The sequence below is a fragment of the Collinsella aerofaciens genome (genome assembly GCF_039062315.1).
Lineage (GTDB): Bacteria > Actinomycetota > Coriobacteriia > Coriobacteriales > Coriobacteriaceae > Collinsella > Collinsella aerofaciens_BG.
Map to the genome: position 1 here is coordinate 1 of NZ_JBCJBG010000025.1, position 13,235 is coordinate 13,235.

At 59.7% G+C, this 13,235-nt stretch carries 11 protein-coding genes; 10 read left to right on the forward strand and 1 reads right to left on the reverse strand.

Annotated features, from left to right (window positions below; genetic code table 11):
- Window positions 1-28: 28 nt before the first annotated feature.
- Window positions 29-823 carry a C39 family peptidase gene (locus tag ABCP74_RS09055; protein ID WP_343001636.1) on the reverse strand — a complete coding sequence of 265 codons (795 nt, stop codon included), beginning with the start codon at window positions 821-823 and terminating at the stop codon, window positions 29-31.
- Window positions 824-1,387: 564 nt separating this feature from the next.
- On the opposite strand from ABCP74_RS09055, the gene ABCP74_RS09060 reads away from it, so the two are divergent.
- From ABCP74_RS09060 to ABCP74_RS09105, 10 genes are all read left to right on the forward strand, one after another.
- A complete protein-coding gene (locus ABCP74_RS09060; protein ID WP_118080666.1) occupies window positions 1,388-2,839 on the forward strand; it encodes an APC family permease in 1,452 nt (483 codons plus the stop codon).
- 130 nt (window positions 2,840-2,969) lie between these two features.
- Window positions 2,970-4,247, forward strand: coding sequence for a metal-dependent hydrolase family protein (locus ABCP74_RS09065; RefSeq protein WP_117655955.1), 1,278 nt, complete (start codon window positions 2,970-2,972; stop codon window positions 4,245-4,247).
- A 117-nt stretch (window positions 4,248-4,364) separates the two neighbouring features.
- On the forward strand, window positions 4,365-5,750 hold the full coding sequence (locus tag ABCP74_RS09070; protein WP_343001635.1) for a histidine kinase: 1,386 nt from the start codon (window positions 4,365-4,367) through the stop codon (window positions 5,748-5,750).
- Between the two features lie 38 nt (window positions 5,751-5,788).
- Entirely contained in the window at window positions 5,789-6,523 is a 735-nt protein-coding gene (locus tag ABCP74_RS09075) for a LytR/AlgR family response regulator transcription factor (protein ID WP_343001634.1), read from the forward strand.
- Between the two features lie 92 nt (window positions 6,524-6,615).
- Window positions 6,616-7,560: a zinc dependent phospholipase C family protein gene (locus ABCP74_RS09080; protein WP_343001633.1), complete on the forward strand. Its 945-nt coding sequence runs from the start codon at window positions 6,616-6,618 to the stop codon at window positions 7,558-7,560.
- 101 nt (window positions 7,561-7,661) lie between these two features.
- Window positions 7,662-8,921: an MFS transporter gene (locus tag ABCP74_RS09085; RefSeq protein ID WP_343001632.1), complete on the forward strand. Its 1,260-nt coding sequence runs from the start codon at window positions 7,662-7,664 to the stop codon at window positions 8,919-8,921.
- Window positions 8,922-9,091: 170 nt separating this feature from the next.
- Window positions 9,092-10,279, forward strand: a complete 1,188-nt coding sequence (locus ABCP74_RS09090; protein WP_343001631.1) for a glycosyltransferase — start codon at window positions 9,092-9,094, stop codon at window positions 10,277-10,279.
- Window positions 10,276-11,619: a histidine kinase gene (locus tag ABCP74_RS09095; protein ID WP_343001629.1), complete on the forward strand. Its 1,344-nt coding sequence runs from the start codon at window positions 10,276-10,278 to the stop codon at window positions 11,617-11,619. The genes ABCP74_RS09090 and ABCP74_RS09095 overlap by 4 nt, the downstream gene beginning before the upstream one ends.
- Window positions 11,620-11,691: 72 nt before the next feature.
- Window positions 11,692-12,408: a LytR/AlgR family response regulator transcription factor gene (locus ABCP74_RS09100; RefSeq protein WP_118080682.1), complete on the forward strand. Its 717-nt coding sequence runs from the start codon at window positions 11,692-11,694 to the stop codon at window positions 12,406-12,408.
- Window positions 12,409-12,504: 96 nt separating this feature from the next.
- Window positions 12,505-12,972: a YfcE family phosphodiesterase gene (locus ABCP74_RS09105; RefSeq protein WP_117821523.1), complete on the forward strand. Its 468-nt coding sequence runs from the start codon at window positions 12,505-12,507 to the stop codon at window positions 12,970-12,972.
- Window positions 12,973-13,235: the final 263 nt, after the last annotated feature.

Sequence of the window (13,235 nt, forward strand, 5' to 3'; positions counted from 1 at the left end):
CCGGTCGGCGGCCCGTTCTGGGCGCGCCTCAATCGTAGCCCGAGACGGTCCCGGGCTGACAATTTCGACTGTAATGGTCGTAGACTCCCACTTGATCGGCATCGTCGATGCCCCAGAGCACGATATAGTGTCCAACGCTGGTAAAGGTGCCGGGACGAACCGATGCGATGATGGGTGCGCCCGAGCGCAGCGCCTGGGTGATGGAGCTGCGATCGATATGGAGCTCAGTTCCGTTAAGGCCCAGCTGCCATGCGCCGCTCGTCATAAACGACCACTCGGTGGCACCGGTGGGGGCATAGTTGCCCGCCTCGGAAAGAGCGCACATATCGACCGGCGTCATATCGGTGTGACCGGTCTTATAGATGTAGACCATGGTAAGGCAGGTAGGGCCGCAGGCATTTTGGCGGATGGTACCGCCGGCGTAGGGCAGCTCCGACCATGCCGGGTCAATCTGATAGATGTGGGGCATGGTGCCGGCTTGCCACTGCGAACGCGGGGTCGAAAACGCAAACGAATAGCCGGGCGCGACCGGGGCCTTGAGCAGCTTATCCTCGGCGGTTGGATCGAGGCCGGCCGAGCCGTGGGACATACAGGAGCTCATAAGCACAAAGACCAGACAGGTGAGGATAGAGCACAGTGCGAGGCGAAGTCGACGAGCTGACAGGGCGGGGGCATTCACGTACGATGTCGAGCGGTAAGGCTTGCCGTCGCGTCCGCCTTGGGGATGCGAAAAGAAGCGGTTGATATGGATGCCGGGCTGACGTGCGCCGTTGCGGCGCAGTTGCGGAACCTCGGCCTGACGCTGTCGAGTGCGCGCGCCCAAGCGGCTATCTTGCTGCGCGCTTGTGGCCGTACTCGGACGGCCGCTCTGCCGTGTTCTGCTTGTCTGCTGCCGAGACGAAGGTCTGGGTTGCTCTTGAGGGCGTTGCGGATTGCTGCTCGTGGCCCTTCTGGGCGTCGGAGTGGTACGACCAGCAAGGCGAACACTTTGTCGCCGTTGATCACCGTCGTTGTATCCGTATGCCATTCGTACCGCCTTGTCTCATGTATAACCTGTCTATCCTACAAAAAAGATGTGCAACAAAGGGGTCTGCGCGTCAAAAGCTCGGTAAACGGTACGAAAGGCGCAAAACACACGGCCTCAAAAACATCTCTATATGCGTCCGATGAGCGTACGCCCGTCGGGCGGGCGGCAACAATGGGCTGCAAACTGTGCCGTTCGTCCCAAAAATGGCGCCGCTCGTTTTGCAGTTCTGCCTTCGGTCGAGCTACAAGCGGAGCTGCTGTGCCAAGGCCGTATCTTAAGGCCAGGAAATAAAAGTGCGCGGCGAAACGGACCGCGCAAGGGGTGACGTCAAGGGGCGTCAAAAAGGAAAGGAGGGGAACAATGGCGGACAAGAACGCAGAAGTTGCAGTCGAGGATAACGGCGGCATGAAGAAAACGCTTTCGCTCTGGAACTTCTTCACCATCGGTTTCGGTGCCATCATCGGTACCGGTTGGGTTCTGCAGGTCGGCGACTGGATGGTCGTGGGCGGCGGTCCCGTTCCCGCTATGATCGCATTCCTCTTGGGTGCAATCTTCCTCGTGCCCGTCGGAGCTGTTTTCGGTGAGCTCACGGCTGCTATCCCCATCTCGGGCGGCATTGTCGAGTATGTCGATCGTAGCTTTGGCCGTACGCTGAGCTACATCACCGGATGGCTTTTGGCTCTGGGTAACGGCATCCTGTGCCCGTGGGAGGCCATCGCCATTTCGACCCTCGTGTCCGAGATGTTCGGCAGCCTGCCCGGCCTTGAGTGGCTGCGCGCCGTCAAGCTCTACACCATCCTGGGCGCCGACGTTTACCTGTTCCCGACGCTGATTGCGCTCGGCTTTGCAGTCTACGTCATCTTCCTCAACTTCCGCGGTGCCAGTTCGGCCGCCAAGCTCCAGGCCTTCCTGACCAAGGCCCTGCTCTGCGGCATGCTGCTCGCCATGGGCGTCTCGCTGTTCACCGGCTCGCCGGACAACGCCATGCCCGTGTTCTCCCAGGTCGCCGGTGCTGGCGGCGGCAAGGCCGCTACCGAGAGCACCAGCCTGTTCGCCGGCATCGTGTCGGTCCTGGTTCTGACCCCGTTCTTCTACGCCGGTTTCGACACCATTCCTCAGCAGGCTGAGGAAGCAGCCGAGGGCCTCAACTGGAACAAGTTCGGCAAGATCATCTCCCTGGCCCTGCTGGCCGCCGGCGGCTTCTACATGGTCTGCATCTACTCGTTCGGCACCATTCTCGACTGGCATGAGTTTGTTAAGAGTCCGGTTCCCGCGCTTGCCTGCCTCAAGGGTATCAACATGCTCCTGTACCTGGCCATGCTCGTCATCGCCACGCTTGGACCCATGGGCCCGATGAACTCCTTCTACGGCGCCACGAGCCGCATCATGCTCGCCATGGGCCGCAAGGGCCAACTGCCCGAGAAATTCGCCGAGGTCGACCCCAAGTCCGGCGCTCCCAAGCTTGCCTGCGTCGTTCTGGGCGTTATCACCGTCATCGGTCCGTTCCTGGGCAAGAACATGCTCATCCCCCTGACCAACGTGTCGGCTCTCGCCTTCATCTTCTCCTGCGGCATGGTCGCCCTCGCCTGCCTGCGCATGCGCTTCACCGAGCCCGACCTGCCTCGTCCCTACGAGGTGCCCGGCGGCAAGTTTGGCATCGGCCTCGCTATCGCTGCCTGCGCCATCATCATCGGCCTGCTCGTGATTCCGTTCTCCCCCGCCTCCCTCAACATGGTGGAGTGGAGCATCGTGATCGGCTGGTTGGCTATCGGCCTGGCCCTCATGGCTTTCACCAATTCTCGCAAAAAGTAACGCCTAGCCGGGGCGGATCGGGTGCGCGGGACCCTCTCTCCCGCGCACCGAACCCGGTACCACTTGGGTAGCTTTGTGAGGCCAAACCCAACATGGCCTCGCCCACTATATGGATCCATAAGGAGGAACCATGTCCACTAAGTATGCAATCGTTGGCGGTAAGCTCATCGACGGTACCGGCGCCGAGCCGGTCGAGAACTCCCTCGTTCTCGTCGACGACAACGGCAAGATCGAGTACGCCGGCGCTATGCAGGACCTTCCCGAGGGCGTTGAGGTTATCGACGCCGCCGGCAAGACCGTCCTTCCCGGCCTGATCGACACCCACCTGCACTTCTCGGGCAACCTAACCGACGATGACACCGATTGGGTCATGCAGCCGCTCCTCGAGAAGCAGGCCGTCGCCGTCAAGCAGGCCTACGACTGCCTCACCCACGGCCTCACCACCGTCTGCGAGATCGGCCGCTTTGGTATCCAGATTCGCGACTGCATCGACAAGGGCGTCTTTAAGGGCCCGCGCGTTCTGGCCACCGGTCTGGGCTTCTGCCGTGTTGCCGGTCACGGTGACTCCCACCACTGCACCCAGGAGCTCAACAAGGAATCCCACCCCTGGGGCGACCAGGTCGATGGCCCTTGGGATCTGCGCAAGGCCGTTCGTCGTCGCCTGCGCGAGAACCCCGATGCCATCAAGATCTGGGCTACCGGTGGCGGCATCTGGCGCTGGGACTCCGGTCGCGACCAGCACTATTGTTCCGAGGAGATCCAGGCCGTGGTCGAAGAGGCAAAGATGGTCGGTATCCCCGTGTGGAGCCACTGCTACAACAACCACGCCGCTGCCTACGATTCCGTCCGCTTTGGCTGCGAGCAGCTGATTCACGGCTTCGATATCGATGAGCGCACCATGGACCTCATGGCCGAGCAGGGCACCTTCTTCACCCCGACGATCGCCTTCCTGCCCACCTGGTACGCCACCTATCCGCCCGTCTACGTCCCCGAGCTGCACGACAAGTACGAGGGCACCCTGGTCGAGAAGGAGCTGCAGCGCAACTACGACTGCCTGCGCGAGGCCAAGAAGCGTGGCGTCGTCATGACGATCGGCTCCGACTCCTTCTCCTTCGTTACCCCGTACGGCACCTGCTCCATCGAGGAGATGTACGAGTTCGTCGACAAGATCGGCTTCACCCCGGTCGAGACCATCACCTGCGCCACCCTCAACGGCGCCAAGATGTGCCACATCGAGGACGAGACCGGTTCCATCGAGGCCGGCAAGTGCGCCGACCTGCTGGTCGTCAACGGTGACGTCGCCGCCGACATCCACGTGCTCAACACCGACAACATGGACGTCATCATGAAGGACGGTTGGATCGTCGAGGCTGGCACCTTTGGCGAGGCCAACAAATACAGCGCCTAAGATACCGTTTGTCGATGACTGGGTGTAAAACACAGTTTTTGATTGCATAATGCAATGGAGAGGGTCGCTTGCGGCCCTCTTTATTGCTATGGGTGCGGTAGACAAAAGGGGATGACGGTGGATTTAAACAGGTTGATTCTGGGCAAGAGCTACAACTCTACCAAGGTCTTTCGCACGGCCCAGCATGTGGTCCAGGCCATCCTGCTCGGTGTTGTCGTTCCGGCGCTTATTCTGCTGCTTATCTGGGATTTAACCGATAATCCCAATCCCGTTCCGGGCGTTGTCGTTATTGCCGGCTTGGTCATGCTGTGCTTCTTTTTCTCATATGTCTTTGTGGTCCCCGACGACCTCACATCGAGCGCAACCGACCGTACGCTCGCCATCGCATCAAAAATATTCGCCTACACGTCGCGCGGCCTTACGCCCGAAGCGGCCCTGGGTGCCTCTAAAATTATCCTATCCGAGACCATCGCCTCCGCCATCTGCTTTACCGATGGCAAACAGGTGTTGGCAAGTTGGGGCGAGGACTCGGCAAAGTGCCCTGCCGGCACCCCGGTAGTGCTCAAGACCACGCTCAGTGTGATTGAGACGGGTGAGCAGAGCGTGTTTTCGCGTGACACCTCCAATGAGACGGGTGGCTATTTTCCCCGCCTGCGCGCCGGCATTGTCGCGCCGCTTACCGTGCGCGGGCATTGTGTGGGCACACTCGAGCTGTATTACCCCCGCCTGAGCAGCATCGATATGCGCCAGACGGCCCTTGCTTCGGGTTTTGCCGATCTCATTTCCACGCAGCTCGCCAGCTTTGAGCTCGAGCGCCAGGACGAGCTCACAGCTCGCGTTGAGCTACGCGCCCTGCAGTCGCAGGTCGACCCGCATTTTCTATTCAATACCATTAGCACGATTGTGTCGCTCGTTCGAACCGAGCCCGACAAGGCGCGATCGCTGCTGATCGACTTTTCCAACTACTATCGTCAGACGCTTTCTGATTCCGATACGCTCACCACGCTCGAGCACGAGGTGGAACAGGGCACCCGTTATATCAATCTTATGCAGGCCCGGTATGGCGACGGCCGTCTGCGCGTTTCGGTCGACATCGACTTTGAGGTGCGCGACAGCCTGGTGCCGCCGTTTATCTTGCAGCCGCTGCTCGAAAACTGCATCAAGCATGCGCAGCGCGAGACCGAGCCGCTTTCTATTCGTGTTAGGGCTTTTGAGACCGATGACGGCTTGGAGATCATCGTCGAAGATGACGGCATCGGTATGAACGAAGAAGTCTGCGCGCATCTGTTTGAGCAGCATCGCCGAGAGGAGCCCGAGAGCATTACCGCCGACGGCTCCATCAAGCGAGGTTGCGGTCTGGCGCTCTTCAATGTGCTTCAGCGCATCCATTTCTTTTACGGAGAAGATTCTGGCATGCGCGTGAAGTCCCAGGAGGGCGTGGGGACACAGGTCATCGTTGAGTTGAACGGCGAGCCGCATGAGCCGGCGCCGCTAACGGTGTAGCACGCGGTTGGATTGAGAGAAAAAGAGGGGAAGCGCATATGTCCGAAGGCTGGAACATCTTGGTGGTTGATGACGAGCCTCCCATTAGGGCTGAGCTACGCTATCTGTTGGAAAAGGATACGCGTGTGGGACAGATTGCCGAAGCGGGCAATGTCACCGAAGCCGTGGAGTCGATTCTGTCGAACAAGCCCGACGTGCTGTTTTTAGACATTACCATGCCCGGTCGCTCGGGAATTGAGCTTGCCGAGACGCTGCAGAACCTAAAGACGCCGCCGGTCGTGGTGTTTGTGACGGCATTCGCCGAGTATGCGGCCGATGCCTATAACCTCGATGCTGTCGATTACATCGTCAAGCCGGTCGAGGATGCCCGCTTGTCAAAGGCGCTCGACAAGATCGAGACTGCCCTGGGCGCTCGCCGTGTCGTCCATGCTCCGCGCCAGCCTTTGCGCCTGACGGTGGATCGCGGGGGCAAAAAGGTGTTCATTCCCGTGGCGGATGTCTGCTACTTTGAGGCGCGCGCCGATTTTTGCAACGCCGTTTGCGCCGAGGGAACATACCTGATCAATGAGTCGATTTCCTCGCTCGAGCGGCGCCTGGCCTCCGAGGGCTTTATCCGTGTCCACCGCAGTTATCTGGTCAATTTGGAAGACGTGCATAATGTCGAGATCGGTTCCACGGGTCTTATGGAGCTCAGGCTCGATCGCGTAACCTCGACGGTGCCTGTGTCCCGTCGTCGCGCAGCCGAGGTCAAGGCGCACTTGGGGCTTGCGTAGGCAGTCTGCATATCATCGTTTACCGCCGCAGGTTTGGCATGACCGTGCGGTGGGCATAATGGGTGACATCGAATGAAATCGAAAGGATCATTATGCCCGCGCTCATTACGCATCATCTGTTTGGCGAGGAAAGCATCGACCGTCTTCCGCAGGGCGTTATTACGTCCGACGAGGAGCGCATCGCCTTTATCCTGGGAAACCAAGGTCCCGACCCGTTTTTCTTCCACATGCTCACGCCGCGCATTTCCGACTGTATGTCGCTTGCTCAGGTCATGCACCGCTCGCGCATGTCGCGCCAGTTCTCGTGCCTGCGCGACGGCGTGTCGCACCTACAGCCGCGCGATGCCAATCTGGGTCGCGCCTTTGCGCTGGGCCTGCTGTCGCACTATGTGCTCGATCGCAATGCCCACCCCTTTGTCTACGAGCAGCAGTTTGGCATTGTTGAGTCCGACCCTGAGCTCGAGGCTTCGGGCAGTCAAGTTCACGCCGTGCTCGAAAGCGATCTGGACGTGCTGATGCTGCAGCTCAAACGTGACGGGGCCACGGTCGAGGATTATCCGCCGGCGGGCGAGATCGTCACTACCGACCGCATCAATCGCGTTGCCGGCGTGCTGATGAGCTACGTCGCCGGGCGCGTGTACGGTATCGACATCCCGGTGGGGGAGTACGCCGGCGCCGTCTCGGACATGCAGCTGCTCTACCGCACTATCGAGCCAGCCGGTTCGGCCAAGACGCGCGCGATTGCCCTGCTCGAGGGCTTGGTGCACGATTATTCGCTGCTCGACGGCCTTGCGCACCGCGTGACGACCGAGCTGCCCGAGCGTACCGGCAACCTGGGCCACTTGGCATGGAAGAACCCCTTTACCGATGAAGTCTCGACCGAGAGCTTCCCCGAGGTCTTTGAGCGCGCGCTGACCGATTACGAGCTCACCGTTGCCCGCTTTATCGAGACCGGTGACATGGATGCCGTGACCGGCCATATCAACTATAGCGGCCGCGTACTCGACGCCGACGAGGAGTTCGACCGCGAGGAGTAGGACCCGTGCGTGCCCCTTTGCCGAATCCTTACCAGCGCTTCTGTGCAATTGGGGTACGATGAACTAACTGCATATCGGGCGAATACGAAGGGGCCCTGTCCATGAAATACACCAAGCTCGAGCGTAACTGGGTTATGTACGATGTGGGCAATTCGGCCCTCGTGTTGCTCAATACCTCGGTGGTGCCCATCTACTTTAACGCCATCAATACCGGTGCTTCCTCGGCAGACCTGGTGGTCGCTTGGGGCAACGCTCAGACGATCGCCTCGCTGGTCATTGCCATGCTCATGCCCATTCTGGGCGCGCTTGCCGATTACGCCGGCAACAAGATTAAGTTCTTCTTGGGCTTCTTCCTCACGGGCCTGGTTCTTTGCCTGGCGCAGGCTATCCCAATGTCCGCCATGGCATTTTTGACCGTGTACGTGCTGTGCACCATCGGCCTTAACTCTTCTATGACGTTCTACGACGCCATGCTGCCCGACATTACCACCGACGAGCGCATGGACGCCGTGTCCAGCTCGGGTTATGCCTGGGGCTACATCGGTTCCACCGTGCCGTTCGTCATCTGCCTGGCGCTCATCATGGGTGGCCCCGCTCTTGGCGTCCCTACCATGCTGGCAACGCGTCTGTCGTTTATCATCACTGGTGCCTGGTGGCTCATCTTTACCCTGCCGCTCATTCGCACCTATAAGCAAAAGTACGGTCGCGAGCGCGGTCCCGAGGACACCATCGGCCACATCGTGGGTGGTGTGTTCTCCGAGGTCGGACACACCATGCGCGAGATCGCCCACAACAAGACCGTGCTGGTCTACATGATCGCGTTCTTCTTCTATATCGACGGTGTGCACACGGTCATTTCCATGGCCACCAGTTACGGATCGGCCTTGGGCATCGATTCGACGCAGCTGGTGCTGGCGCTGCTCGTTACGCAGTTCGTGGCCTTTCCGTCCGCCATCATCTACGGCAAGCTCGCCGGACGCGTGGGCACGCTCAACATGATCCTGGTGGCGGTCGCCGCCTACATGGGCATTGTGCTGTTCGCCGCGTTCTTCCTAAAGACCGCCTTTGAATTTTGGGTGCTTGCCATTATGGTCGGCCTGTTCCAGGGCGGCGTGCAGGCGCTCAGCCGTAGCTACTTTGGCCGCATTATCCCCAAGGAAAAGTCCAACGAGTACTACGGCTTCTTTGACATCTTTGGTCGTTATGCAAGCGTCATGGGCACTTTCCTGGTGTCGGTCGTCACCTCGCTGACCGGCAACCCGTCGCTGGGCGTCCTTTCCATTGGCGTGCTGCTGATCGTTGGCTTTATGCTGCTGGTTCGCCTGTCCCGCATGACTCAGGCGGCAGAGCAGACCGCATAGGAGCGAGCGGCTATTGGGCCTGTCCGCGGTACTCTTTTGGGGTTATCCGCAATAAACATTGCGACTTGCGAGCAATGATTTGCCCAAGTGGGTATGATGGAATCAGCTAGGTCGCGGGGCGTCGCCTGTGTTTGGCGGCGCCCCGTTTTTGTGTTGCAGGGAGGGAAGGCATGAACGCCACGGTTGTGATTCCAACATATTGGGCAGACGACGAGGCCCATGCAAACGCTCCCGGCGTCTATGACCACTCGACGAAGCTCAACGCCACCAATCCCGAGCTCGACCGCTGCCTGGCCTCGCTCGAGCAGGTGCGCGACATTCCGAGGATTATCCTTTTGGTGGTCTGCCCCATCTCGGCTACGGCTGATGTGTCGAAGCGCGTCCACGAAATCGTCGACGCGCACCCTACGCTCAAGGTCACCGTGGTTACCAACACCCAGGCATCGCATATCGCCGACCGTGTGGCGCAGATTGCTCCCAAGGGCTCGGGCGAGTGCGTGAGCCTGCGCGGATACGGCGCCATTCGCAATATGGGGCTTGCCTGCGCTGCGGTGCTCGGCCACGATGCCGTTGTCTTTTTGGATGACGACGAGACCGTTATCGATGCCGACTTTATGAAGCGCGCGACCTATGCACTGGGCCAGCAGACGCGTCAAGGCCTGCCGATTTTGGTTAAGAGCGGTTACTTTTACGATCGAGACGGATCGCCGTTGGCGCCCACAGACAAGGTGGGCATTTGCCATCGTTGGTGGACCAAACGCATCGAGTTTAATCGCTGGATGAAAAAGGCGCTCTCGGGCACCCGTATTTCGCGTTCAAACTACGTGTGCGGCGGCCTTGTGGCGCTTCATGCCCGCGCCTTTACCCGTGTGGCGTTTGACCCGTTTATCACCCGAGGCGAGGACCTAGATTACCTCTTTAACATGCGCATGTTTGGCTACGACGTGTGGTTTGACAACGAGTGGGTTGTTCGTCACCTGCCGCCCGAGTCCGAGAAGCGCTCGCCGCGCTTTATGCAGGATGTGTACCGTTGGTACTACGAGCGTGCCAAGCTGACATTTGCCGCGCACCAGCAGGAGCTCGTTCCCGTCACGGCCGCGTCGCTCATGCCCTATCCGGGCCCGTGGATTTCGCGCGAGCTCGACGACCGCGTGCGCAAGACCGCCATGGTTCGCAGCATGTTTACCCGCGAGCACGAGGGGTACCTGCGCATTTGGCGGCACGGTATTGACGAGGCCAAGACCTACGCGCGTCAAAACGCCGCAAGCTACCTGCGTTTTCAGAGCTTCTGGCCCAAGATCATGGACGGGCTCTGGCGCGACGCACAACTGACCAGCATCCTGGAGGGGACTGAATGATCGACCGCCGCGCCCAGCGCGATAATTCAATATCAATCTTTCGCGTGATCGCCGTTGTCTGCGCCATTTGCGTGCTGGTGTACTTTATTTTTGCCCTGGCGACTGGAATCGAGCCGATCGCGACCGTGGTCGCCTGCGCACTGCTGTGCATCTTTCTGTGCATTTTTATCTATTTGACGCTCAATCCCGATTCGGTGCGTTCGCAGTACACCGAAGAGACGCTCTCGGTGGCCTCTGCCATGCTCGAGGACATCAAAGGCGGTCTGACGCAGGAGTCGGCACGTCTGGTGTGCCAGCGCATTTTGCCCGAGACGCGTGCCATGACGGTTGCCATCACCGACGAGAGCAACGTGCTGGCCTGCGCGGGCGAGTTTGAGGAAAAGCTGCTGCCCGATTCGCCCATCCACACACTTGCCACGCGCTACGTCATCGAGCACGGTATCGTCCAGTCGTTCAACCGTGTGGTGGACGTGGTGGGCTCGGATGGCTCGCACAACCATGTTCCTGCCGGTATCATCGCTCCTATCAAGGTGGGCGACCGCACCGTCGGCACGCTCAAGTTCTACTACAAGACCCCGCGTGCCGTCGACCGCACTCAGTACGCGCTTGCCTCGGGTTTTGCCGAGATCCTGTCCACACAGCTCGCCATCCACGAGCTCGAGGTGCAAAAGGAGCTCACGGCCCGTGCCGAGGTGCGTGCCCTGCAAGCGCAGATCAACCCGCACTTCCTGTTCAACACGCTCAACACCATCGCGTCGTTTACGCGTACCGACCCGCTGCGCGCCCGCGAGCTGCTGCGCGAGTTCTCCTCGTTCTATCGCGCCACGCTCGACAATTCGGGCTCTCTCATTCCCGTGTCGCGCGAGGTCGCGCAGACCAAGCGCTACCTGACGTTTGAGAAGGCGCGCTTTGGCGAGGATCGCGTGCTGGCGACCTTCGACGTGTCCGAGGACGTCGAGGACACGCTGGTGCCGGCATTTGTAATCCAGCCAATCGTCGAGAATGCCGTGCGCCATGGTATGGGCGACGACGATGCACTGAGGATCGACGTGTCGGTCCACAGGGATGGCGAAGATGCGATTTTGATTGTGGTCGCCGATAACGGCGTGGGCATGGACGAAGGCACCGCTGCCAGACTGTTTGACGAACGCTCCGCCCGTCCCGACGCCAGCTCCCCGCAGGGCGGCGGCGCCGGTGTGGCCATGCACAATATTTCGGAGCGCATCCATCGCTTTTATGGACCGCACTCTTATACACGCGTCGAATCGGCCCCGGGCAAGGGCGCTAAAGTGCTCCTGCATCTCGATTTGTCGGAGAGCATCTTCGACATTCAAGAGTAGAATGATAGGTTACGGGTTTAACGCTAGTTGGCGGATGCCCGACGTAGTTAGTTGACGAAAGGTTTTATCCCTATGCTGCGTGCGATGATTGTGGATGATGAGGCCCCGGCCCGTTCGGAACTTCGCTTCTTGCTCGAGCAGACGGGCAAGATCGGCACGATCACAGAAGCGTCGAGCGTTCGCTCCGCTATCGAGATGCTTATGGAGAGCCGCGTCGATGTTGTGTTCCTCGATATCTCGATGCCTGGCGCTTCGGGTCTGCAACTTGCCGAGGCACTGCATAAGCTCAAGAATCCGCCGGCGATCGTATTCGTAACCGCGTACAGCGATCATGCGGTCGAGGCGTTTGATGTGGATGCCGTCGACTATCTGATGAAGCCGGTCGAGGAGGCTCGCCTGGATCGAGCGATCGATAAGGTTATGCAACGCGCCAAGCCTGTCACGGACAGCAAGGTGACCATCGAGCGCATCCCGGTGGAAAAGGGCGGCCGCAAGGTCCTCATCCCCGTGGACGACATTCGCTTTATTATGGCCAAGGACGATTACTCCTGTATTTATACGGTCGATGACCGCTTTTTGTCCACGACCTCGCTGGCACAGTTCGAGGCCAAGCTCTGCGACTTTGGCTTCTTCCGCGTTCACCGCCGCTATATCGTCAACTTGGCGTGTGTCACCGACGTCGAGACGGTTCCCTCGGGCGCTATCCAGCTGGGCATTACGGGCGTCGACGAACGCGTACCGGTTTCGCGCCGTCGCGTCGTACCGCTCAAAAAGGCCCTGAGCCTCTAGTACACCTGCCCCGCAGCCCTGTAGACCCATCGTCTGCGGAGCCGTGGGGCCTTTTTTGTATGTATCTGCCGAATCGTTTTTTGCGGAAGGGATCCCATGAACAGTGCAAGCGCCAAGCGCATCGACATCATCTCGGACACCCACGGCTATCTTTCGCCTGCGCTCTTGGATGAGCTTGAGGGCGCAGACCTGATTATCCACGCTGGCGACCTCACGTCAGAGATGGACTACGAGCACCTATGCACCATCGCCCCCGTGCGGGCCGTACTGGGCAACAACGATTACTACCGCGACTACGGCCCCGATGTAGACCGTCTTGCGCTCTTTACCTACGAAGGCCTCAAATTCGCCGTAGCCCACTACCGCGAAGACCTTCCGGTGGGATCCGTAGACGTAGCCATCAACGGCCACACCCACGTAACCAAAGAAGCCCAAGTGGGCCGTTGCTTAGTCCTCAACCCGGGCAGCGCCAGCTACCCCAGAGGCACCCGAGGCCCCACCATGGCCAGAATGCTCGTAAAAGACGGCAAGATCATAAGCACCAAGTTTATTGACCTAGACTAACCGCAACAAAAACGGGGGATGCACAATGCATCCCCCGTTTTTCTTTAAGCCAAGGGTCAAAGTTCAACAAGATCCATAAGACCAACCCCGCCGAGGAGCACGCGGGCTAGCCGCGCAGCGGCGCACGCCCGCAAAACTGGTTGAAGAAAGTGACGGCAGGGAGGGCTTCCGGGGCTGAGGGCGGGGGTTAAGTTTGTCGCGAGTTCCGCACGCAAAGGAAAGCACTTAATGTGCTTTCCGTCTTGCGCAGGACTGTAGAGCAG

Bases quoted from the DNA above. Each gene is read 5' to 3' on its own strand.
- ABCP74_RS09060 (WP_118080666.1), top strand. From the start codon at position 1,388: ATGGCGGACAAGAACGCAGAAGTTGCAGTCGAGGATAACGGCGGCATG.
- ABCP74_RS09065 (WP_117655955.1), top strand. From the start codon at position 2,970: ATGTCCACTAAGTATGCAATCGTTGGCGGTAAGCTCATCGACGGTACC.
- ABCP74_RS09075 (WP_343001634.1), top strand. From the start codon at position 5,789: ATGTCCGAAGGCTGGAACATCTTGGTGGTTGATGACGAGCCTCCCATT.
- ABCP74_RS09080 (WP_343001633.1), top strand. From the start codon at position 6,616: ATGCCCGCGCTCATTACGCATCATCTGTTTGGCGAGGAAAGCATCGAC.
- ABCP74_RS09085 (WP_343001632.1), top strand. From the start codon at position 7,662: ATGAAATACACCAAGCTCGAGCGTAACTGGGTTATGTACGATGTGGGC.
- ABCP74_RS09090 (WP_343001631.1), top strand. From the start codon at position 9,092: ATGAACGCCACGGTTGTGATTCCAACATATTGGGCAGACGACGAGGCC.
- ABCP74_RS09095 (WP_343001629.1), top strand. From the start codon at position 10,276: ATGATCGACCGCCGCGCCCAGCGCGATAATTCAATATCAATCTTTCGC.
- ABCP74_RS09100 (WP_118080682.1), top strand. From the start codon at position 11,692: ATGCTGCGTGCGATGATTGTGGATGATGAGGCCCCGGCCCGTTCGGAA.
- ABCP74_RS09105 (WP_117821523.1), top strand. From the start codon at position 12,505: ATGAACAGTGCAAGCGCCAAGCGCATCGACATCATCTCGGACACCCAC.